Source organism: Streptomyces sp. NPDC018833, from assembly GCF_044390825.1.
Classification (GTDB): Bacteria; Actinomycetota; Actinomycetes; order Streptomycetales; family Streptomycetaceae; genus Streptomyces.
The window spans coordinates 170,662-192,162 of the sequence record NZ_JBIRZM010000011.1 but is presented as its reverse complement, the minus strand read 5'-3'; the positions used below and the strand labels follow the sequence as shown (position 1 = coordinate 192,162).

Below are 21,501 nucleotides of genomic sequence, written 5' to 3'. Positions count from 1 at the left end.
CGGGCGAGCCGGTCGCGGTATTCGGATAAGTACAGCACGAGGACAGGGCTTCAGAGAAGCCGCTGTTCTCGTGGTTAAGAACCTATGGGGCTTGCCCGGGCGCGCGCAAACTATTTTTTCGACGAGTTTGCATCAGTCGTCGTCCTCGGCGTCCACCGGCTGCTCACCTGCGCAGATGGCCAGCACATCGGCTCCGAAACGCTCCAGCTTGCGGCCGCCGACGCCGGAGATGCCGGCCAACTCGCCCTCGCTGCCCGGCAATGCCTCCGCGATGGCCATCAACGTCTTGTCGGTGAAGACGCAGTACGCGGGCTGGCCGAGCTCCTTGGCCTGCTCCGAGCGCCACTCGCGCAGCCGCTCGTACAGGGCCTCGTCCATGTCCGAGGGGCAGTCCTCACAACGCATCAGCTTCATCTCACCGGCATCGGTGAGGGTCTTGCCGCAGACCCGGCACAGCACCGGGCCGCGCCGCTTGCGCCGGCTGCCGCTGCCGCGCTCGACGCCGCCCGCGCCGCCGGTCGCGCGGGCACCGGGAGCGGCCGAGCCGGGGCGCAGACCGTTGAGGAAGCGGCTCGGGCGGCGGGAGGCGCGGCCGCCGGGCGAACGGGACAGCGCCCACGAGAGGCATAGATGCAGGCGAGCGCGCGTGACGCCGACATAGAGCAGCCTGCGCTCCTCCTCGATCTGTTCGTCCGTCTTGGCGTAGGTGATCGGCATCATGCCCTCGGTGAGACCGACCAGGAACACCGCGTCCCACTCCAGGCCCTTGGCCGAGTGCAGGGAGGCAAGGGTGACGCCCTGGACCGTGGGGGCGTGCTGGGCGGCGGCGCGCTCGTCGAGCTCGGCCACCAGGTCCCCGAGCGTGGCACCCGGCTTGGCGCGGGCGAAGTCCTCGGCGAGGCGGACCAGGGCGGCGAGGGACTCCCAGCGGTCGCGCACGGCCCCCGATCCGGCGGGCGGCTCAGTCGTCCACCCCTTGGTGGAGAGCACCGCCCGCACCTGGGAGGGCAGGTCCTCGGCGTCGTCGAGCAACGAGTCGTTGGCCCCGGCCCGGGCGGCACCGCGCAGGGCGACCCCGGCCTCCCGGACCTCCTGCCGTTCGAAGAAGCGCTCGGCGCCGCGGAGCTGGTAGGGGACGCCCGCGTCGGCCAGAGCCTGCTCGTAGACCTCGGACTGGGCGTTGATCCGGTAGAGGACGGCGATCTCGCCGGCCGGAACGCCCGCGGCGATCAGGTCGCGGATGCGGCGCGCGGTGCCCTCGGCCTCGGCGGGCTCGTCCCCGTACTCCACGAAGGCGGGCTCGGGACCGGGGTCGCGCTGCGAGATCAACTCGAGGCGGTGCTCGGCGGCGCGGCCGCGGGCCTGGCCGAGCAGTCCGTTGGCCAGGTGGACGACCTGGGGTGTGGAGCGGTAGTCGCGGACGAGCTTGACCACGGTGGCACCGGGGTGGCGGGTGCGGAAGTTCAGCAGGTGGTCGGGGGTGGCGCCGGTGAAGGAGTAGATGGTCTGGCTGGCGTCGCCGACCACGCACAGGCTGTCCCGGCCGCCGAGCCACAGGTCCAGCAGTCGCTGCTGGAGCGGGCTGACGTCCTGGTACTCGTCGACCACGAAGTGCTGGTACTGGCGGCGAACGTGGTCGGCGATGTCGTGGCGGTCCTGGAGGATGCCGACGGTGAGCAGCAGCACGTCCTCGAAGTCGATCGCCGAGCGGTCGCGCTTGAGTTGCTCGTACATCGCAAAGATCTGGCTGATTTCCGCCGGATCGCGCGGGGCGTCCCGCAGGGACTTGGCGACCGCGGCCGGGTAGTCGGCGGGCACGGTCTGGGTGACCTTCGCCCATTCGATCTCGCTGGTCACATCCCGCAGCTCGTTCCGGTCCAGGCGGACGCGGCAGCGGGCGGCGGCCTCGGCGACCAGCTGGATCTTGCGCTCCAGGAGCCGGGGCAGATCGCCGCCGACGGCTTTCGGCCAGAAGTACTGCAGCTGGCGCAGGGCGGCGGAGTGGAAGGTGCGGGCCTGGACGCCGCCGGCGCCGAGCTGACGCAGCCGCCCTCGCATCTCACCAGCGGCCCGGTTGGTGAAGGTGACCGCGAGCACACTGGCGGGCTGCAATATGCCCGCCCGGACGCCGTACGCGATGCGGTGGGTGATCGCGCGCGTCTTGCCCGTGCCGGCGCCCGCCAGCACGCACACCGGGCCATGCAGGGCGGTCGCCACCTCGCGCTGCTCAGGGTCGAGCCCGTTGAGCACCGCGTCGGCCGACTCGGGGACCTGCGGGAAGAGAGAGGAGTGCGTTGCTGCTGTCACGCTGCCATGCTGCCAGGTCCCAGGAGACGGGTGCGGCGGTTGTCCACAGGCGCCCGGTATCGGTCGTACAAATGCGGGCTCGGGAATCGCCCGGCGGGTCGCATACGTTCTAGGCCGAGGCGAACACGCACACCGCGAGCTGAGGAGCAGAAGAGACGATGCAGGGCACTGTGACGATGTACAGCACCACCTGGTGCGGATACTGCCGCCGGCTGAAGAGCCAGATGGACCGCGAGGGCATCACGTACACCGAGGTCAACATCGAGCTGGACCCGGAGTCGGCGGCCTTCGTCGAGAAGGCCAACGGGGGCAACCAAACCGTGCCCACTGTTCGGGTAGTTCCCGCCGCTGGTGGCGACGAGGTCGTGATGACGAACCCGAGCCTCGCCCAGGTGAAGCAGGCTCTCGCGGTCTGACGCTCCCCAGCTTCGCCCCCTCTGGCCAAGGTCACCGGAGGGGGCGCTCTGTATGTGTAGGGGAAGCGGACGGCGAACCCGCGCACTGCCAGTCTCCCGCCGTCAAGACAGGCCGCCGCAGTCCTGGGCGGCGCCTCGCCGGGGTACTTCATGCACGAGCGTGCATACCCACGTTCGTGCATAAAACCATGTTCGTGCATATAACCACGTTCGTGCATGGACGGCGGGATGTGACCCTCGTACGGTCGTGTCCAGCGCCCCAACCGGAGCCACGAGGAGATTCCCGAGAGCGTTCTTCGGGAGGCTGTTCGTGCTCTTGGATGGTGACGAGTGACGGGCGATGCTCCGGGAATTCCAGTCGGAGGCATGGCGCCTGGAGAACCCGCCCCAATACCTCGGCCGCGTGGCCTCGTGGTCAAGGACTTGGCCACCGGGGCATGGTCCCTCCCGGGTGCCGAGGTGCCCGAGGGCGAAGCCATCCCTGATGGTGGGTGCGCGGGTGCTGGAACGGCAGACCGGCTTGGCGCTGCGCCTCGCTCGGATGCTGGCCCTCGACCACTCGCCGGGCGGGACGTTCGCCAGTGCGACGGACGCGGTGACCGTGGTCATGGACGGCGGATTGGACGGCGGATTCGTCGGGACGGAACGGGCGCGAGTGCTGACCCAGCTCCCCTCGGAGGTGGGCACCCTGCTGCCCATGCGTTGGGTGACGCCGGCCGAGGTGGAGACGGAGCCCGGATACGTCCGGCACGCCGTTGTAGCCAGCGCCCAAGGGATGCCTTGCCCGTGCTGGTCAACGGCGTGTCCAATGTGGAGACGGCTACGCGGTAGGGAACGCGAACGGCCCTCGACAGGGGCCCTTTCCAGGGTTGCAATCGGTACCCAGGTACAGGTTTACCGTCGGAGGTGTCCCCGCCTGCGGGACATGATGACGGGAGTGAGCGCGATGAACGATCTGGCATGGGTGCAGCAGTCCTGCACACTGCCCACCGAGGAGAGGCCCCTGCGGGTCGCCGAGTGGGATGCGCTGTTCTCCGAACAGCTCTCCTCCCTGTCCCGGCCCCAGCCACTCCATCTACGCCTCGATCTGACCGGTGGGCCGGGCGTCGAGGAACGCGTTCGTGACCTGGTGGAGCGCGAGAGCGGCTGCTGCTCGTTCTTCACCTTCAGCACGGCCACACCCGGCAAGGACCTGGTTCGTCTGGACATCTCAGTCGACCAGGCGCATGGCGCGGTTCTCGACGCCCTCGCCGCGCGGACCGCTGCCGCAGGGGAGCAGCGGTGAGCACGGGCCTTCGTAGCGGGCAGGTCGCCGAGGCTGCCGGGGTGAACGTTCAGACGCTGCGCTACTACGAGCGGCGCGGCCTGCTCGCCGAGCCTCAACGCAGTCATGGCGGTCACCGCCTGTATGGCGAGGAGGCTGTCACCGCGCTGCGGGTGATCAAAGCTGCCCAACGGCTCGGGTTCACGCTGGACGAGGTCGCCGAACTGCTGGAGACAGGCCGCCACCGCCACGGCCGTCCGGTAGCGGGGCTCCAGGAGCGGGCCGCAGCCAAGCTCGCCGAGGTCGACGCGAAGATCGCAGATCTCACCACCATCCGCACCGCCCTGGTCGCCGCCATCGATGCCGGATGTGACGACCTGACCGTCTGCGCGTCCAGCACGTGTTGCCCCATCCCCTTCACCGACCTCGCCGAGGAGAACCGCCATGCCGGCACCTGCTGCTGACCCCCGCCCCCAACGCGCCCCGAAGGCGCTCGGCGCCTTGGCTGCCCTGGCCTGTGTGGCGTGCTGTGCGCTGCCGGTTCTGATCACGGCGGGTGTCCTCGGTGCCGGAGCCGGAGCAGTGGTGGGCGGGCTGCCTGTCCTCGCCGTCGTCCTGGCCGTGCTCGCCGCCGGAACCTGGTGGCTCGGCCAGCGCCGCCGCTCCTGCTCCTGCGCACCGAAGACCGCGGGTGAGGACGGGTGCGGCTGCAAGGCGTCCGCCGACCCGCTGAAGATCAGCGGCACGGGCCGCCGGTAGGGTCCACCGGCAGGAGTGTCGCTCATTACCTTTGTCGACGGCAGGACCCACCGCTTCAGCGGACGCCTCCCGCGGCAGGGTCTCCGGCTCCCTCGCCGGCGGCAGGGCCTCCGGGCGGCAGCGAAGGTCGCTCGCGGCCCGGGCGGAGGTCAGATGACATCACCGGGCTTCGGCAGCGGCTTGCCGTACCAGAGCTCGATCAGGCGGGCCGCGATCGAGATTCCGAAGGGAGGCAGCATCTCCCCGGACTCGAACGCGGCCCGCAGGTCCTCCCGGGAGAACCAGCGGGCCTCGTGGATCTCCTCGCCGTCGACGGTGATCTCCGACGATGTCGCCCGTGCCGTGAAGCCGAGCATCAGGCTGGAGGGGAACGGCCAGGGCTGGCTGGCGACGTACTGCACGTCCCCGACGGTGACGCCCACCTCTTCGCGCACCTCGCGCCGCACCGACTGCTCGATCGACTCGCCCGGCTCCACGAAGCCCGCGAGCGTCGAGAAGCGGCCCTCGGGCCAGTGCACCTGGCGGCCGAGCAGCGCGCGGTCCTCCTCGTCCGTGACCAGCATGATCACGGCCGGGTCGGTCCGCGGGTAGTGCTCCGCGCCGCAGGCCTGGCAGCGGCGGATGTGCCCGGCCGCCGCGATGACCGTGCGTTCGCCGCAGCGCGAGCAGAAGCGGTGCAGGCGCTGCCAGTTCTCCAGAGCGACCGCGTGGACCAGCAGTCCCGCGTCCCGCGGCCCCAGCAGCAGACCCGCCTCTCGCAGTCCCGCGGGCCGTGCCGACTGGTCCATACGGCCGGGCAGCGAGTCCTTCTGCAGGGCGAAGTAGCGCACACCGTCCTCGTCCGTGCCGAGGAAGTAGCGGTGGGTCTCGGTGAGGGGCGCCTCGAAGGCTGGGGTCATCACCAGCTCGGTGCGGCCGTCGGGGGTGTCGTCGATGAGTGCCTGGCCGCCGGAGACGACGAAGACCCGGGTGGTGGGGTGGCTCCACGCCGCTGCGAGCCATGCCTCGTCGAGGCGGTTGTGCGCCTCGCGGTCGATGCCGCTCGGCGCGGTGAGGCCGATGGGCGCGGTGAGGCCGATGGGCGCGGTCATGCCGATGGGGCGGTCTGCGGTGGCGTAGCTGTCGGTGCTCACGGTGTTCTTCCCACTCCCCCGGGGTGATCGGTGTCGGTTCAGCGAAGTGCTTCGGCCAGGTCGCCCCACAGGTGGGCGGACGCTGCCACGCCTTTGAAGAGCAGGTCGAGCTCGACCTTCTCATCCGGTGCGTGCCAGCCGTCGGACGGTACGGAGATGCCGAGGAACAGGACGGGAGCGTCGAGCACGTCCTGGAGATCGGCGGCGGGGCCGGAGCCTCCCTCGCGGGTGAAGCGGATCCTCTCACCGTCGAAGGCGCGGCTCATGGCCCGTACGAGCGCCCGCAGGGCCGGGTGGTCCAGCGGCGTCAGGCACGGCCGGGTGGCGGCCCCGAAGACGATCTCGTGGCGGATGCCCGCCGGGACCCGGTCGGCGACCCAGTCGGCCACGGCCCGCTCGATCTTGTCCGGTTCCTGCCCGGCGACCAGCCGGAACGACAGCTTCACCATGGCCGACGACGGCACGATCGTCTTGCCGCCGACGCCCTGGTAGCCGCCGCCGATGCCGTTGACCTCGGCGGTCGGGCGGGCCCAGATGCGTTCCAGCGTGGTGTACCCGGCCTCTCCGAGCGTGCCGTGGGACCTGGCGGTGCGCAGCCAGGTCTCCTCGTCGAAGGGCAGCTCGGCGAACAGCTCGCGCTCGGCGTCGCTCAGCGGCGCGATGCCGTCGTAGAACCCGGGAACGGTGACCCGTTCGTCCTCGTCGTGCAGCGCGGCGACGATACGCGCGGCGACCGTGGCCGGGTTGGGAACGGCGCCGCCGAACGAACCGGAGTGGATGTCCTGGTCGGGCCCGTACAGGGTGATCTCGCAGTCGGCGAGGCCGCGCATCCCGGTGCAGACCGTCGGGATCGTCTCGGACCACATGCCGGTGTCGGAGACGATCACGGCGTCCGCCGCGAGGCGGTCCGCGTGCTGCTGGACGAGGGCGCGGAAGTGCGGCGACCCCGACTCCTCCTCGCCTTCGACGAGCAGCTTGAGGTTGACGGCGGGGGCGGCGCGGCCGGTGGCGGCGAGGTGTGCGCGTACGCCGAGGGTGTGGAAGAGCACCTGGCCCTTGTCGTCGGCAGCACCCCTCGCGTACAGGCGGCCGTCCTCGATCACCGGCTCGAACGGCTCGGTGTGCCAGCCGTCCTCGCGGGCGGCGGGCTGCACGTCGTGGTGGCCGTAGATCAGCACGGTGGGTGCGTCCGGATCACTCGACGGCCACTCGGCGAACACCGCGGGGGCGCCCGGCGTCGGCCAGATCTCGGTGACGGGGAAGCCGGTCTCCACAAGCTTGGCCGCGAGCCACTCGGCACTGCGCCGTACGTCGCCCTCGTGCTCGGGCTGCGCCGACACGGACGGGATGCGCAGCCACTCGGCGAGGTCGTCGACGAAGGCGGTGCGATGCTGCTCGATGTACGTACGGACAGCATTGTCCGGGATGGCGCTCATGCTCCTGAGCCTAACGGGCGGCCGACCGCGACTCGTCGACCGTCCCACCCAGCAGGATGCGCTCCAGCCCCTCGCGGCCGGGGAGGGCGTCCGGCCTGACGACCTCTCCGCTGCGGACGAAGACGAACGCGGCGGAGACGGCCTCCAGCGGGACGCCCCGCTGCTCGGCCCACGCGAGGCGGTAGACGGCGAGCTGGAGGGGATCGGCGGTGCCGTCGCGCGCGGTCTTCCAGTCGACGATCTCGTAGGTGTGCTCCCCGGTCCGGTACACAGCGTCGATACGGCCCCGGACGACGCGGCCCGCGAGCGTGATCTGGAAAGACGCCTCGACGCGGTAGGGGGTGCGGCGGGCGTACTCGGTGCGGTCGAACGCGTCCTTGAGGGCGGCGAGGTCCTGCTCGTCGGTGATGGCGTGCGCGTCGGCACCACGGGCACCGGGGGTGCCCCCGGCTCCGGGAAGGTCGTCCGGGGCTCCGGGGAGATCGTCCGGGTCCAGCATGGGCAGCGGCAGCTCCTCGAACCGCGACTCCACCCAGGCGTGGAACCGGGTGCCGCGGCGGGCGGCGGGCTGCGGCGGCCTTGGCATGGGACGGGCGAGGTCGTGGGCGAAGCCGTCGGGGTCCGCCGCGAGCCGCAGGAGCTGGGAGGCCGACAGGGACCGCGGCAGCAGGACGTCGCGGGTCGCGGCACGGGTGCGGCGCAGCTCGCCGGTGAGGGCGTCGAGGTCGCGGTCCCATGAGGCGATCGTGCGGGCGTCCTCGGGGGTGAGCCCGGTCGCCGGGCCCGGCGGCAGGCCGGTCCGCCGTGGCTCGGGGTCGACGGGCGGGCCCGCCTGATGGGGGACGAGCGGCGTGACGTCCGCGTCGTCGAACGGCGGCGGCTCCTCTTCGGAAACGAGCGGCGGGACATCCTCGTGGTCGAAGGGAGGTGGCTCATCCTCGTCCCACTCGTCCGACCCGTCCGACGGGGGCGCCTGCGGCCAGTCCCAGTCGTCAGGGGCGTCGGCGACGTCCTGACCGCCGGGCACACCTGCGGTTTCGCGACCGCCCGGCACGGCAGCCAGATCCGCCGCTTCCGGACCACCCGGCACATCAGGGTCGGCCGGGCCACCGGAATCGGTAGCCGCGTCCGGACCACCTGGGCCACCGGAGCCGGCCGTCGCGTCCGGGGACCGGGTCGTCGTCAGGGACGACAGGTGGGCGAGGACCCTCTCCGCCGCCTCGCGGCGGCGGGACAGGGACGCCGGGTCCAGGGGCAGTGGCCAGGCGAGATCGGTCCCCGCCGTCCGCAGCACGGGGTTCTCCGCGTCCTCCGCCGGCTCCTCCGCCCACACCTCGATCTCGCCGTGGCCCTGCGCGCAGTGGTCGTGCAGCGCCTGGAGGAACGCCGAAGGACCCCGGCGGCGCTTCTGGCTGGGACCCCACCAGTGCGCCGAGCCCAGGAGAAGGGAGCGGGGCCGGGTGAAGGTCACGTATCCCAGGCGCAGCTCCTCCGTGTGCTGGTGCTCCTTCATCGACTCCTTGAACGCCTTGAGGCCCCGCGCGTCCCACGACTCCACATCCGGGAGCGTCTCCGCGTCACCCCGCAGCGCATGCGGAAGCACTTTGGCCTGCGAGGTCCACGCCTCGCGCGCCTGGTCGTTCGGGAAGTGCTTGGCGACGAGGCCCGGCACGGCGACGACGTCCCATTCGAGGCCCTTGGACTTGTGCGCGGTCAGCACCTTGACGGTGTTCTCGCCACCTGGGAGGGCGTTGTCCAGGCCTTTCTCGTACTGTGCGGCGGTCCGCAGGAAGCCCAGGAACGCCAGCAGCGTCGCCGACCCGTCCAGCGCGGCGAATCCGGCCGCGACGTCCATGAAGTTGGCGAGTGTCTCACGGCGGCGGGCCGCGAGGGCGTGCGGTGAGGCGGACAACTCGACGTCGAGGCCGGTGGCGGTCAGCACCCGGTGCAGGATGTCCATCAGCGGGTCGGCCAGTGATCGCCGCAGATCGCGCAGCTCCGCGGCGAGACGGGCGAAGCGCACCCTCGCGTCGGCGGAGAACGGCAGACCGTCGTCCTCGGCACCGCCCGGCTCCAGGAAGGTGTCCAGTGCGTCGGCGAGCGAGACGACCTCGGCCGGGTCGGTGCCCTCGACGGCCGCGGCGAGCCGCTGGTCGGGGTCGTCATCGGCTCCACCCCGGTGCACCAGCAGCCGCGCCCGGCGGCCGAGCAGCGCCAGGTCACGCGGCCCGATCCGCCACCGCGGCCCGGTCAGGAGGCGTACGAGCGAGGCGTTCGCGCCCGGGTCCTGGAGGACCTCGCAGACGGCGACCAGGTCGGCGACCTCCGGCAGGTGCAGCAGGCCGGACAGGCCGACGACCTCGACGGGGACGTCACGGGCGACGAGCGCCGCCTGGATCTCGGGGAAGTCCCCTGCCGTACGGCACAGGACCGCGATCTCGCCGGGCTCCTTGCCGGTGCGCACCAGATGGGCGATCGAGTCGGCGAGCCAAGCGATCTCCTCGGCGTGTGTGGGCAGCAGGGCGCAGCGGACGACGCCGTCCCGCTCGGCACCGGGCGCCGGGCGCAGCGCCTCCACGCCCGCGTGCATCGCGCGCAGCGGGGCCGCGAGGCCGTTGGCCAGGTGCAGCAGCCGGCCGCCGCTGCGGCGGTTCTCGCTGAGGGAGAACCGGGCGGCGGGGCTGCCGTGGGGTTCCCCATGCCGGAGGCCAGGGGAGAACGGGAAGTGCAGCGGGAAGTCGTCCAGATTCGCCACGGACGCCCCACGCCAGCCGTAGATCGCCTGGCAGGGATCGCCGACCGCGGTCACGGCATGCCCCGTGCCCTGCCCGAAAAGCCCGGACAGCAGCAACCGCTGCGCCACCGAGGTGTCCTGGTACTCGTCGAGCAGGACGACACGGAACTCGTCCCGCAGGATGGTGCCGACCTCCGGTCTGGTGAGCGCCAGTTCGGCGGAGAGCGCGATCTGGTCGCCGAAGTCGAGCAGATCGCGCTCCCGCTTGGCCGCTCGGTAGCGGACGGTGAGGTCGAGCAGCTCCCGGCGGGCCGCGGCGGCCTCGGGGACCTTGCGAAGGTCGGCATTGGTCAGCCGCGCGGTTTCCAGGGTGTGCAGCAGCTCGGAGTCGTACGCCGCCAGCCGCTCGGGGAGCACCAGATGCTCCGCGAGCTCCGCGTCGAGCGCGAGAACATCGCTGACGAGCGAGGGAAAGGACCGGGTGAGCGCCGGATACGGCCCCGGGGCCTCGCGCAGCACCCGCGCGGCGAGTTGGTAGCGCGTGGCGTCCGCGAGGAGCCTCGCCGACGGCTCCAGCCCTATGCGCAGGCCGTGGTCGGTCAGCAGCTGTCCGGCGAAGGCGTGGTACGTCGAGATGCGGGGCTCGCCCGGGGGGTGGTCCGGGTCGATGACGTCCGGGTCCGTCACGCCCGCCCGTACGAGCGCGGTCCTGACGCGCTCCGCGAGCTCGCCCGCCGCCTTGTTGGTGAACGTGAGACCGAGGACCTGCTCGGGGGCGACCTGGCCGGTACCCACCAGCCACACCACCCGCGCCGCCATGACCGTCGTCTTCCCGGAGCCTGCTCCGGCCACGATGACCTGCGGGGCCGGCGGCGCGGTGATGCAGGCCGTCTGCTCCGGGGTGAAGGGGATACCGAGGATCTCCTTGAGCTGCTCGGGGTCGGTGATGCGTGCGGTCACCTCAAGAGGCTAATGGGCACCACCGACAGCGGAGGCCCCATGCGCCGGTGAGCAATGCCGGCGGGCGGGTCAGGACGTGCCGGCAGCGTCTTCCTCGCCGACACCCGCACCGGCACCTGACCCGGTGGCACTGTCAGAGCCGCAGTCACCGCCGGAGCCCGCGTCACTAGCGGAGCCCGCCTCACCGCCGGAGCCGATGTCGTCGCCGGACCCGGCGTCGTCGCCGTCGGCCGAGGTGCCGTCCGCACCCGTCGCGGCGTCTCCGTCCGCGCCGGGCGACCCGTCGCGGTCCGTACCGGGCCCGGACTCCGCCGTACCGGAACCGGAACCGGAACCCCGGTCCGCGCCCGGTCCCGCCGGCTCGGTGTCCACCCCCGCGCCGAACTGCGCGTCCGCGCCGAGCTTCTCCAGGTCGAGGACCTCGTCCGCGGGCGGTGCCTTGACCACCACCGGCCTGTCGTAGTCCGAGAGCTCGAGCGTGCCCGGTTTGTCGCCGCCCGCCTTGACGACCTTCAGCAGGTACGGCTTGCGCTCCTTCGCCACGTAGACGGTCGTCGTCTCCCGGCCCTTCTTCTTCACCAGGGTCGCCGCGCGTACGCCGTCGATCTCGGTGTCCTTGCGACGTGTCATGCCCGTGCGGTTCGCCTTGTTCTCGTCCAGCTCGGCAAGCATCTCGTCCAGGTCGCACACACCCCGCATGTCCTCCACTGCACGAGCCGGCATCTTGATCCAGCGGTCCTTCATCAGCTCGATCACCGTGTCGTTGTTGCCGCTGTCCGGTGAGGCCATGCCCCGGCGGTTCATCGAGGCCCGCCAGAACGTCTCGTCGCCCTTCATGTACAGGACGTCGCCGCGCCTGCGGAGATCGGCGCGGCCCCCTTCGACACCCAGGCGGCCGGTGCAGTTCTCCTTGTCGTCCATCGCGAGGTCGACAGAGACCGGTTCGCCGTCGCTCTCGATCTCCCCCTCCATCCGCAGCGACGAAGCAGCCTTCGTCGCCGCGACCGCCTTCTCGGCGATCTGATCGGCACTCAGCCCCTTGAACGGATCACCCGCCGCACCGCTCGTCGTCGCGGCGGGTGCCTGCCCCTCGCCCGCCAGGCCCTTTGCCTTGGCCTTGGCCTTGATGTCGCCGTCCTGGGAACAGCCCGCCAGCGCGGCGATCGCGCTCACGCACGCGATCGCCGTGGCCAGGGACTTCCTCGTGGCCGCCATATGTCACTCCTCGAAGATCCGTCCGCCACAGCCGGACCGGCTGCCGTGGACCTTCATTGGATGCAGGCCTGGAGTCCAAATCCGGGCAAAACACCGATCATTCCACTATTTGGCGGCCCTCCGGCTGAGCGCTGCACGACGCGCGGAACGCACAGTGGGTGCAGTGCTGGCCGGTCGACGGCGTGAACCGTTCGTCGAGCACCCGCCCGGCCGCGCCGGCCAGCAGGTCGCCCACCCACTCCCCGCTGAGCGCTTCCTGCGCCTGCACCTTGGGCAAGGCGTCGCCGCCCTCCTTCTTGGCGGCTGGCTGACGCAGCTGTACGAGTTCGGCGCCGCCGGGCTCCGGACGGCGGCCCTCGAAGACCTCGTCGACGGCCCCTTCGCGGATGGCGAGCTGGTAGACGGCGAGCTGGGGGTGGCGGGCGACCTCGTCCCGGGTCGGCGACTGCTTGCCGGTCTTGAAGTCGACGACGTAGGCGCGGCCCTGGGCGTCCTGTTCGACGCGGTCCATGGACCCGCGGATGCGCACCTCGTACTCCCCTGCCTCGAGCGTCACGTCGAAGTCGTGCTCGGTCGCCGCGGGGGCTCGGCCGCCGCGGTCCATGACGTGCCAGCGCAGGAAGCGTTCGAGCGCAACGCGCGCGTGCTCCTTCTCCTGCTGGGACTTCCACGGGGCGTCGAAGGCGAGGGCGTCCCAGACGGAGTCGAGCCGTTCCATGAGGACGGCAAGGTCGGCGGGGCTGCGGCCGGAGGCGACCTCGTCGGCGAGGACGTGCACGACGTTGCCGAAGCCCTGTGCGGCGGTGGCCGGGGCGTCCGCCTTCACCTCGCGCCCCAGGAACCACTGGAGCGCGCAGGTGTTGGCGAGCTGGTCCAGCGCGCTGCCCGAGAGGGTGACGGGCTGATTCCGGTCCCGCAGCGGTACCGCGCTGTGCGTGGGGTCGAACATGCCCCACCAGCGGTACGGGTGGGCCGACGGCACGAGGGGCTGGCCCTCCTCGTCGGTGAGCGCGGCGAGCCGGGCGAGTCGGCGGGTGGCAGCGGCGCGCAGCTCCGGGGACGCTTCCGGGTCCACGGTGGTGGCCCGCAGCTCGGCGACGAGCGGGGCGACGGCAAGGGGGCGGCGGGGCCGGCCCGTGACGTCCCGGGGCTCGACGCCCAGCTCCGTCAGGAAGCGGGAGGGCTGGTCGCCGTCGTCCGCGGGCGCCTTGACGGCGGTGACGACGAGACGGTCACGGGCACGGGTGGCGGCCACGTAGAAGAGACGGCGTTCCTCGGCCAGGAGCGCGCCGGGGGTGAGGGGTTCGGCGAGGCCGTCGCGTCCGATGCGGTCGGCCTCCAGGAGCGACCCGCGCCGGCGCAGGTCCGGCCACAGGCCCTCCTGCACGCCGGCCACGACGACGAGACGCCACTCCAGGCCCTTGGAGCGGTGTGCGGTCATCAGGCTCACGGCGTCGGGGCGGACCTGCCTGCGGGACAGGGTGTCGGCGGCGATGTCCTGGGCGTCGAGCTCCTCGATGAAGTTGAGCGCGCCGCGGCCGCCGGTGCGTTCCTCCGCGCGGGCGGCGGTCTCGAAGAGGGCGCAGACGGCGTCGAGGTCACGGTCGGCGTTCCGCCCGGCCGCGCCGCCGCGGAAGGCCGCGCGTTCCAGGCGCTGCGGCCAGGAGGTGCCATCCCACAGCAGCCACAGCGCCTCCTCGGCGGTGCCGCCGCCTTCGAGCAGCTCACGGGCCTTGCGCAGCAGGCCACCGAGCCGCTGGGCGCCGCGGGCGTAGGCGGGATCGTGGGCGACGAGGCGCTCGGGCTCCGCGAGCGCGCGGGCGATGAGCTGGTCGGAGGGGGCGGGCAGCCGGTTTCCCCCGGCGCGCTCCTCGTCCCGCAGGGCCCGGCCGAGGCGCCGGAGGTCGGCGGAGTCCATGCCGCCGAGAGGCGACGTGAGGAGGGTGAGGGCGGTCTCGGTGTCGAGCCAGGACTGCGGGTGGGGGGCGGAGGGCGGTTCGGCGGTGGCGCCGGTCGCGTCGGCTTCGGGACCGAGGGCACCGATCGCCGCGAGCGCGTCGGCCGTGGCGCCGGTCGCGTGGGCTTCGGGAACGGGGTCGCCGGTCGCGTCGAGCGCGTCGAGCGCGTCGAGCGCGTCGGCATCGGCGGTCACGCCGGCATCGGGACCGGAATCGCCGGTCGCGTCGAGCGCGTCGGCATCGGCGGTCACGCCGGCATTGAGGCCAAGGGCACCAGTCGGTGCGAGCGCATCGGCGGTCGCGTCGGCTTCGCGGCCGCCGCCAGTCGCTGCCAGCGCTTCCGGGCCGCCGTCGGCGGTCGCCGCGAGCGCGTCGGGGGTCACGGCCTCAGTGGCCGCAGGGGCATCGGGGACACCGGCCCCCGTGCCCACGGCCGAGCCCGCCTCTCCCGCCCCCGGCGCGCCCCAGCCCGGCGCGCCGTCCGGGACGTCCGCGGCCGAGCCGCGGCCCGTCGCCGCCGTCGCTGCCGCTCGAAGGGCCGTCAGGAGGGGGGCGACCGCAGGTTCGTGGCGCAGGGGGATGTCGTCGCCGTCGACCTCCAGGGGGACGCCCGCCGATGTCAGGGCCCGGCGCAGGGAAGGGATCGTGCGGCCGCCCGCGCGGACCAGGACCGCCATCTCGTGCCAGGGCACGCCGTCCTCGAGGTGGGCGCGGCGCAGGATGTCCGCGATGTTGTCCAGTTCCGTGGAGGCCGTCGGGTAGGTGTACACCTCCACCCCGCCGCCCTCCCGGACCGCCGCCGGTTCCCGGTGCGCGCGGACCCTGTCCGCGGGGAGCCGGGGCAGCGGCATCCGGCGGGTCAGCAGGCGCGTCGCCTCCAGCAGCACGGCCCCGCTGCGCCGTGACGTCGTGAGCACGGCGACGTCCGACGGCCTGCCGTCCGCGTGCCGGAAGGCGTCGGGGAAGTCGAGGATGCCGTTCACGTCGGCACCGCGGAAGGCATAGATGGACTGGTCCGGGTCGCCGAAGGCCACCAGGGTTCGGCCGCCGCCCGCCAGCGCCCGCAGCAGCCGCACCTGTGCGGGGTCCGTGTCCTGGTACTCGTCCACGAACACCGCGTCGTAGGCCAGCGCGCCGTGGGCCAGGTCGCCCGGCACCGGCATGCTCTCCGCCAGCAGCACCGCGCGGTGCACCAGCTCCGCGTAGTCGAGCACGCCCTGCATGTCCAGGACGTCCAGGTACTCGGCCAGGAAGGAGGCCGCCGCACTCCAGTCGGGACGCCCCGTGCGGACCGCGAAGCGCGCCAGGGCGTCCGGGCCGAGTCCGAGTTCCCGGCTGCGCGCCAGCACCGCCCGGACCTCGTCGGCGAAGCCCCGCGTGGTGAGACAGGCCCGCAGCTCGTCGGGCCAGCGCACGCCGGCCACCCCATGGCGTTCCAGGTCGATCTGGCCGGCCAGCAGTTCGCGTACGGCGACGTCCTGTTCGGGTCCGGACAGCAGCCGCAGCGGCTCGGAGAACAGGTCGGCGTCCTGGTGGGCGCGCACGAGGGCGTAGCAGAAGGAGTGGAACGTGGTGGCCTGAGGTCCGTGCGCCCCGCCCAGCCGCAGCGCCATGCGGTCGCGCAGCTCGACCGCCGCCTTGCGGCTGAAGGTCAGCACCAGGATGCGCGCCGGGTCCGCGCCACGGGCGATCCGAGCCGCGACCGCCTCCACAAGCGTGGTCGTCTTTCCCGTTCCCGGACCGGCCAGCACCAGCAACGGGCCGTGGGTGTGGTCAACCACGGCGCGCTGCGCCGCGTCCAGGTGAGGGGGTTCCACGGGGACCGGCGGAGTGCGCACCAGTCGGTACGCGCCCGGGACCCCTCTGCGCCCCTGCGGGCGTGGAGGGACCCCCTGGCGTACCTGGTGCGGGTACGCCCTACGCCCGGTTGTGGAGGAGGAGCTCACGTGGATCGCCGGTCCTGGTGGGTGTGCTGATGATGGGGACGCGGTGCGTGCCGCGCTCAGGGGACGCTACGCCAGGCCGCGTAGCGCGGGCAGCGGCCCTGTCACGTACCCCGTACGGTCGCCGGACCGCCCGTTGCGCCGCCGTTTGGCGGAAGCTGTCCTATGTGAGCCCCGTTGTGAGCCTCTTCGTTGTGAGGCACATCTCGCGGAACGGCCCCATCCGTGGGACCGTCGCCCGCCATGCCGTCCCACCGTGCCCGCCTCATGTCGAGACGCGGCAGATGCCCCTCGGTGGCGCGCGAGGCGTCCCTCAGCGGCGTACTCTCCGCGCGGTAGTGGTCCAGGGCGCGCAGCTCGTGGCCGGGCAGCAGGACGCCGTCGGCGCGCACGACGCGCCACCACGGCACGGGGCCGCCGTACAGCGCCATCACACGGCCGACCTGGCGGGGTCCGCCTTCGCCGAGCCATTCCGCGACGTCCCCGTACGTCATCACCCGGCCCGGCGGGATCAGCTCGGCGACCTCCAGAACCCGCTCGGCGTAGTCGGGCAGCTCGCCCATCCGGTCGTCCATCCGCCCCATCCTGCCGCATGCCACCGACAACGCCCCGGAGAGAGGGCAAACCAACTGACATGCGACAAAGAGGCACACCTCGCACGCCCGACGCCCCCGCGATACACCCTGATGCCTCCCCCTGTCTTCCGGTCGTGCCACCATCATGCGGGCGGTGACTGGTGATACGAGATCAAGAAGAGACCGAGACGGCGAAGGAGCAGGGCGTGCAGCCTTCGAAGGCGGCAGACGGCCCTGAGCGCGAGGCGAACTCGGAATCACCGATTCCGTCGAACGGTCCGGACGCCGGGAAGGAGGCAGCCGGCACCCCTGGAACGGACGGAACCGCCGACAAGGACGCCCCGCACGGCACCGCCGAAACCGACGGCTCCGACACCCCGCACGGCACCGGCGAACCGGACACCCCGCACGGCAAGGACCCCAGCCCCGCCACGGACGGCCCCGACACCCCGCACGGCACTGAGCCGAGCGCCGGCGACCGGCCCGTCCCGCCGGCCAGCGGCTCGACCCGCGACGACGACGTCCGGGCGGACCGGGTCTCCGGCGACGAACCGCTGCTCGCCGCCCGGGTCCACCGCCCCTCCGACCTGATGCGGCTGCTGATCGGCATCCTGGCCATCTCCGTCGTTCTGGCGATCGCCGCGTTCGCCCAGGGCACCACCACCGGCCTCGAGTCGGACATCAACAAGGGCACCGGCCAGGCCCCTGACCTCGTGGTCAAGCTCGGGGGCCTGGTGTCGAGCATCGCCGTGCTGCTCGTCCCGGTCGCCTTCGCCATCGAACGTCTGGTCAAACGGGACGGGCTGCGCATCGCGGACGGCGTGCTCGCCGCCGTCCTGGCCCACGGGGTGACACTCGCGACCGACCTGTGGGTCTCCCGCAGCGCCCCCGGCAGTCTCCAGGACGCACTGACCCAGCCGCAGACGAACGGCCTGACCGACCCCGTGCACGGCTATCTCGCGCCTGTCATCGCGTACATGACGGCCGTGGGCATGGCCCGCAGACCCCGCTGGCGCGTGGTGCTGTGGGTCGTGCTGCTGCTGGACGCGTTCGCGATGCTGGTCGCCGGCTACACCACACCGTTCTCGATCATCCTCACCGTCCTTCTCGGCTGGACCGTCGCGTACGGCACCCTCTACGCGGTCGGATCCCCCAACGTCCGCCCCACCGGCCAGACCCTGCTCGCCGGACTGCGCCACGTCGGCTTCCGCCCGGTGTCCGCGATGCGGGCCGAGGACACCCCGGAGAACGCCGACCAGGACCGCGGCCGCCGCTACCTGGTGTCGCTGGAGGACGGCCCCCCGCTCGACGTCACGGTCGTCGACCGCGAACAGCAGGCGCACGGCTTCTTCTACCGGGTGTGGCGGCGCCTGACCCTGCGCTCGATCACCACCCGGCGCTCCATCCAGTCGCTGCGCCAGGCCCTGGAGCAGGAGGCGCTGCTGGCGTACGCGGCGATCGCCGCCGGGGCCAACGCGCCCAAGCTCATCGCCACCTCCGAGCTCGGACCGGACGCCGTGATGCTCGTCTACGAGCACCAGGGCGGGCAGGTGCTCGACTCGCTGGCGGACAAGGAGATCACCGACGATGTGGTACTCGGCGCCTGGCGGCAGGTGAAGTCGCTCCAGTCGCGGCGTATCGCGCACCGCAGGCTCGCCGGTGACGCGATCCTCGTGGACCGGTCGGGCCGGGTGGTCCTGACGGATCTGCGCGGCGGCGAGATCGCGGCAAGTGACCTGGTCCTGCGGATGGACATCGCCCAGCTGCTGACCACGCTCGGTCTGCGGGTCGGCGCGGAGCGGGCGGTGGCCGCCGCCGTCGAGGTGCTCGGCCCGGACAAGGTCGCCGACTGTCTGCCGCTGCTCCAGCCGATCGCACTGAGCCGGTCGACCCGCGCGACGCTGCGCCAGCAGGCCCGCGAGCGGGCGCAGCGCGAGCGCGAGGCGGTGCTCGCAGCGTCGGAGACGGCCAGGAAGACCCGTACGCAGGAGGTCGCGGCCGACGACCGCAAGGCGGCCCGCAAGGTCGAGCGTGCGGAGAAACAGGCCGACAAGCGGGCCCTGGACGAGGCGATGGACGAGGCCCGCGAGGAGGACCTGCTCTCCCAGATCCGCCGCCAGGTGCTGCTCATCCGGCCGCAGGCGCCCGTGGAGCCGGTCCGGCTGGAACGGATCAGGCCCCGTACGCTCGTCAGTTTCATCGCCGGCGCTGTCGCCGCGTACTTCCTGCTGTCGCAGATCGCCGGCATCAACTTCGGCACCGTCTTCGACAACGCGCACTGGGGCTGGGTCGCCGCGGCCGTGGCGTTCTCCGCGGTGAGCTATGTCGCGGCGGCGATGAGTCTGCTGGGCTTCGTGCCGGAGCGGGTCGGATTCGGGCGCACCGTGCTCGCACAGGTCGCCGGCTCGTTCGTCAAGATCGTGGCCCCGCCCGCGGTCGGCGGCGTGGCGCTGAACACCCGCTTCCTGCAGCGTTCGGGAGTGCGGCCCGGTCTGGCGGTGGCCAGTGTGGGCGCCTCGCAGCTCTTCGGGCTCGGTGCCCACATTCTGCTGCTGCTGTCCTTCGGCTATCTGACGGGGACGGAGCGGACGACGTCGTTCACCCCGTCCAGGACGGTGATCGCGGGCCTGCTCACGGTTGCTGTGCTGGTGCTGGTGGTCACGGCGATCCCGTTCCTGCGCAAGTTCGTCGCCACCCGGCTGCGGTCTCTGTTCGCCGGTGTGGTGCCGCGCATGCTCGATGTGCTGCAGCGGCCGGTGAAGCTGCTCACCGGCATCGGCGGGATGCTGCTGCTGACCGGCGTGTTCGTGATGTGTCTGGATGCATCCATCCGCGCGTTCGGCGGCGGCAACCAACCGATCAGCTACGCGAGCATCGCCGTGGTGTTCCTCGCGGGCAACGCGCTCGGATCGGCCGCGCCGACGCCGGGCGGTGTGGGCGCCGTCGAAGGCGCGCTGTTGGGCGGGCTGCTGCTGGTGGGCGTGCCCAAGGAGGTCGCGGCCCCCGCTGTGCTGCTGTACCGGACGATGACGCTCTGGCTGCCGGTGCTTCCCGGGTGGTTCGCGTTCAACCACCTCACGCGCAAGGGCGCCCTCTGAGCGCTTCTCCCACCGGGCGGCCCGAGAATCACCCGTACGGAGCAGTGAAGCCACCCGTAGGGTGCCTTGATCGGTGAGCCACCCGCATGGACGGTTCGCCCGTGCCGAGCATGCCGGGGCGGCGCACGATGGCCGTATGCCGACCACATGCGCCACGGCCCGTGCGGCCGCCGTCGCCACCGCCGCCGCCGTCCTGCTGGCAGCCGCCGGCTGTGGAGGCGGCGGGGACGACGCGGACCGCCCCAAGGATCTCGCGGCCCAGGAGCTGGAGTGGCAGCCCTGTCCCGCGCCCTCGGAGGCGGAGGGCGGCGGCCCGAAACCGTCGCCACTGCCCGGCGGCACCACCTGGGAATGCTCGTTCCTGGACGCGCCGCTCGACTGGGACGAGCCCGACGGCGAGACGATCGAGCTGGCGCTGATCCGCGCCCGCGCCCGGGACACGGCGAACCGGATCGGTTCTCTCGTCTTCAATTTCGGCGGCCCCGGCGGCTCGGGGGTGGCCACCCTGCCCGCCGCCGCCGTCGACTACGGAGCCCTGCAGGCCCGCTACGACCTGGTCAGCTTCGACCCGCGCGGCGTCGGCCGCAGCGTGCCCGTGGAGTGCCTGGACGACCGGCAGTTGGACGAATACGTGGCCGAGGATGCGACGCCCGACGACGCCGCCGAGGAGGAGGAGTTCGTCGGGAACGTCAGGAGGTTCTCGGATTCCTGCGAGGAGAACTCCGGCAGCGAGCTGCCCCATGTCGGCACCATCGATGCCGCGCGCGACATGGACCTGATCCGCCAGGTCCTCGGCGACGACAAGCTGCACTACTTCGGGATCTCGTACGGCACCGAACTCGGCGGCGTGTACGCCCACCTCTTCCCGAAGCGGGTGGGGCGTGCGGTGTTCGACGCGGTGGTCGATCCGAACGAGAACCCCGAGCAGGGCTCGCTCGGCCAGGCCGAAGGCTTCCAGCTGGCGCTGACGAACTTCCTGAAGGACTGCGTCGACCGCGGTGACGCCTGCCGGCTCCCTGGCTCCACCGTCCAGGAGATGCAGAACTGGATCATCAGCTTCCTCGACGGCCTGGACAGCAAGCCGATACCGGGCATCGGAGAACGCAAGCTGACGCAGAGTCAGGCATTGAACGGCATCGCGCAGACGCTGTACTCCCGCGAGTACTGGGAGCTGCTGGAACAGGGGCTCGACGAGGCGGAGGGTGGCAACGGCGCGCTGCTGATGGCGTTCTCCGACGCCCTGACGGGCCGCTCCGAGAACGGCCGCTACAGCAACATACAGGCGGCCGGCACGGCGATCCGATGTGTGGACTCCAAGGCGCGGTACACGCTGGAGCAGACCAAGGCGAAGCTGCCCGCGTTCCGCAAGGCGTCGCCGGTGTTCGGCGAGTTCCTGGGCTGGGGCCTGATGGGCTGCACCGAGTGGCCGGTGGAGGGCACCTGGTCGCATCCGGACGTCTCCGCTCCGGGCGCCGCGCCGATCGTGGTCATCGGCAACACGGGCGACCCGGCAACACCCTACGAAGGGGCGAAGGCGATGACCGAGGCGCTCGGCAAGGGCGTGGGCATTCAGGTCACCTACCGCGGCCAGGGGCACGGCGCATACGGCAACAGCCCGTGCGTGGACCGCGCCGTGGACGACTATCTGCTGAAAGGCAGGGTTCCGAAGGACGGCACGGTCTGCCGGTAGAGCAGCAACGACG

At 72.1% G+C, this 21,501-nt stretch carries 13 protein-coding genes; 6 read left to right on the top strand and 7 right to left on the bottom strand.

All coding sequences use genetic code 11. From position 1 onward, the window contains the following. Positions 1-132: 132 nt before the first annotated feature. The gene (locus ACH5AF_RS22550; RefSeq protein WP_398903574.1) at positions 133-2,307 is read right to left on the bottom strand and encodes an ATP-dependent DNA helicase UvrD2; all 2,175 of its coding nucleotides are present in this window, start codon (positions 2,305-2,307) and stop codon (positions 133-135) included. A 158-nt stretch (positions 2,308-2,465) separates the two neighbouring features. Between ACH5AF_RS22550 and ACH5AF_RS22545 the strand changes: the two genes are divergently transcribed. The 4 genes from ACH5AF_RS22545 to ACH5AF_RS22530 all read left to right on the top strand — a co-directional run bounded on the left by ACH5AF_RS22545 (position 2,466) and on the right by ACH5AF_RS22530 (position 4,746). Then, positions 2,466-2,723 (top strand): mycoredoxin, encoded by a 258-nt coding sequence (locus ACH5AF_RS22545; RefSeq protein ID WP_398903572.1) that lies wholly within the window; start codon positions 2,466-2,468, stop codon positions 2,721-2,723. 946 nt (positions 2,724-3,669) lie between these two features. Then, complete coding sequence (locus ACH5AF_RS22540; protein ID WP_398903570.1) at positions 3,670-4,008, top strand: hypothetical protein; 339 nt, start codon at positions 3,670-3,672, stop codon at positions 4,006-4,008. After that, positions 4,005-4,451, top strand: a complete 447-nt coding sequence (locus ACH5AF_RS22535; protein WP_398903568.1) for a MerR family transcriptional regulator — start codon at positions 4,005-4,007, stop codon at positions 4,449-4,451. Before ACH5AF_RS22540 ends, ACH5AF_RS22535 begins: the two co-directional genes overlap by 4 nt. Beyond that, on the top strand, positions 4,432-4,746 hold the full coding sequence (locus tag ACH5AF_RS22530; RefSeq protein ID WP_398903566.1) for a hypothetical protein: 315 nt from the start codon (positions 4,432-4,434) through the stop codon (positions 4,744-4,746). Before ACH5AF_RS22535 ends, ACH5AF_RS22530 begins: the two co-directional genes overlap by 20 nt. 149 nt (positions 4,747-4,895) lie before the next feature. Here the strand turns inward: ACH5AF_RS22530 and nudC are convergent, their stop codons facing one another. The 6 genes from nudC to ACH5AF_RS22500 all read right to left on the bottom strand — a co-directional run bounded on the left by nudC (position 4,896) and on the right by ACH5AF_RS22500 (position 16,709). Then, entirely contained in the window at positions 4,896-5,879 is a 984-nt protein-coding gene (nudC, locus tag ACH5AF_RS22525; protein WP_398903565.1) for an NAD(+) diphosphatase, read from the bottom strand. Between the two features lie 38 nt (positions 5,880-5,917). Continuing rightward, the gene (locus ACH5AF_RS22520; RefSeq protein ID WP_398903563.1) at positions 5,918-7,315 is read right to left on the bottom strand and encodes a dipeptidase; all 1,398 of its coding nucleotides are present in this window, start codon (positions 7,313-7,315) and stop codon (positions 5,918-5,920) included. Between the two features lie 10 nt (positions 7,316-7,325). Continuing rightward, positions 7,326-11,009: a UvrD-helicase domain-containing protein gene (locus ACH5AF_RS22515; protein WP_398903561.1), complete on the bottom strand. Its 3,684-nt coding sequence runs from the start codon at positions 11,007-11,009 to the stop codon at positions 7,326-7,328. Between the two features lie 69 nt (positions 11,010-11,078). After that, positions 11,079-12,224 (bottom strand): hypothetical protein, encoded by a 1,146-nt coding sequence (locus tag ACH5AF_RS22510; protein WP_398903560.1) that lies wholly within the window; start codon positions 12,222-12,224, stop codon positions 11,079-11,081. A 97-nt stretch (positions 12,225-12,321) separates the two neighbouring features. Next, positions 12,322-16,128 carry a UvrD-helicase domain-containing protein gene (locus ACH5AF_RS22505; protein WP_398903558.1) on the bottom strand — a complete coding sequence of 1,269 codons (3,807 nt, stop codon included), beginning with the start codon at positions 16,126-16,128 and terminating at the stop codon, positions 12,322-12,324. A 101-nt stretch (positions 16,129-16,229) separates the two neighbouring features. Further along, complete coding sequence (locus tag ACH5AF_RS22500; protein ID WP_398903555.1) at positions 16,230-16,709, bottom strand: MGMT family protein; 480 nt, start codon at positions 16,707-16,709, stop codon at positions 16,230-16,232. A gap of 152 nt (positions 16,710-16,861) precedes the next feature. Here ACH5AF_RS22500 and ACH5AF_RS22495 point away from each other — a divergent pair, with 152 nt between their 5' ends. Both ACH5AF_RS22495 and ACH5AF_RS22490 read left to right on the top strand, forming a co-directional pair. After that, entirely contained in the window at positions 16,862-19,798 is a 2,937-nt protein-coding gene (locus ACH5AF_RS22495; RefSeq protein ID WP_398903553.1) for a lysylphosphatidylglycerol synthase domain-containing protein, read from the top strand. Between the two features lie 136 nt (positions 19,799-19,934). Continuing rightward, positions 19,935-21,488: an alpha/beta hydrolase gene (locus ACH5AF_RS22490; protein WP_398903552.1), complete on the top strand. Its 1,554-nt coding sequence runs from the start codon at positions 19,935-19,937 to the stop codon at positions 21,486-21,488. Positions 21,489-21,501 lie beyond the last annotated feature (13 nt).

Excerpts from the sequence above, each read along its gene's own strand:
- ACH5AF_RS22490 (WP_398903552.1), top strand. The coding sequence starts at position 19,935 with ATGCCGACCACATGCGCCACGGCCCGTGCGGCCGCCGTCGCCACCGCC.
- ACH5AF_RS22500 (WP_398903555.1), bottom strand. The coding sequence starts at position 16,709 with ATGGGGCGGATGGACGACCGGATGGGCGAGCTGCCCGACTACGCCGAG.
- ACH5AF_RS22510 (WP_398903560.1), bottom strand. The coding sequence starts at position 12,224 with ATGGCGGCCACGAGGAAGTCCCTGGCCACGGCGATCGCGTGCGTGAGC.
- ACH5AF_RS22545 (WP_398903572.1), top strand. The coding sequence starts at position 2,466 with ATGCAGGGCACTGTGACGATGTACAGCACCACCTGGTGCGGATACTGC.
- ACH5AF_RS22530 (WP_398903566.1), top strand. The coding sequence starts at position 4,432 with ATGCCGGCACCTGCTGCTGACCCCCGCCCCCAACGCGCCCCGAAGGCG.
- ACH5AF_RS22520 (WP_398903563.1), bottom strand. The coding sequence starts at position 7,315 with ATGAGCGCCATCCCGGACAATGCTGTCCGTACGTACATCGAGCAGCAT.
- ACH5AF_RS22540 (WP_398903570.1), top strand. The coding sequence starts at position 3,670 with ATGAACGATCTGGCATGGGTGCAGCAGTCCTGCACACTGCCCACCGAG.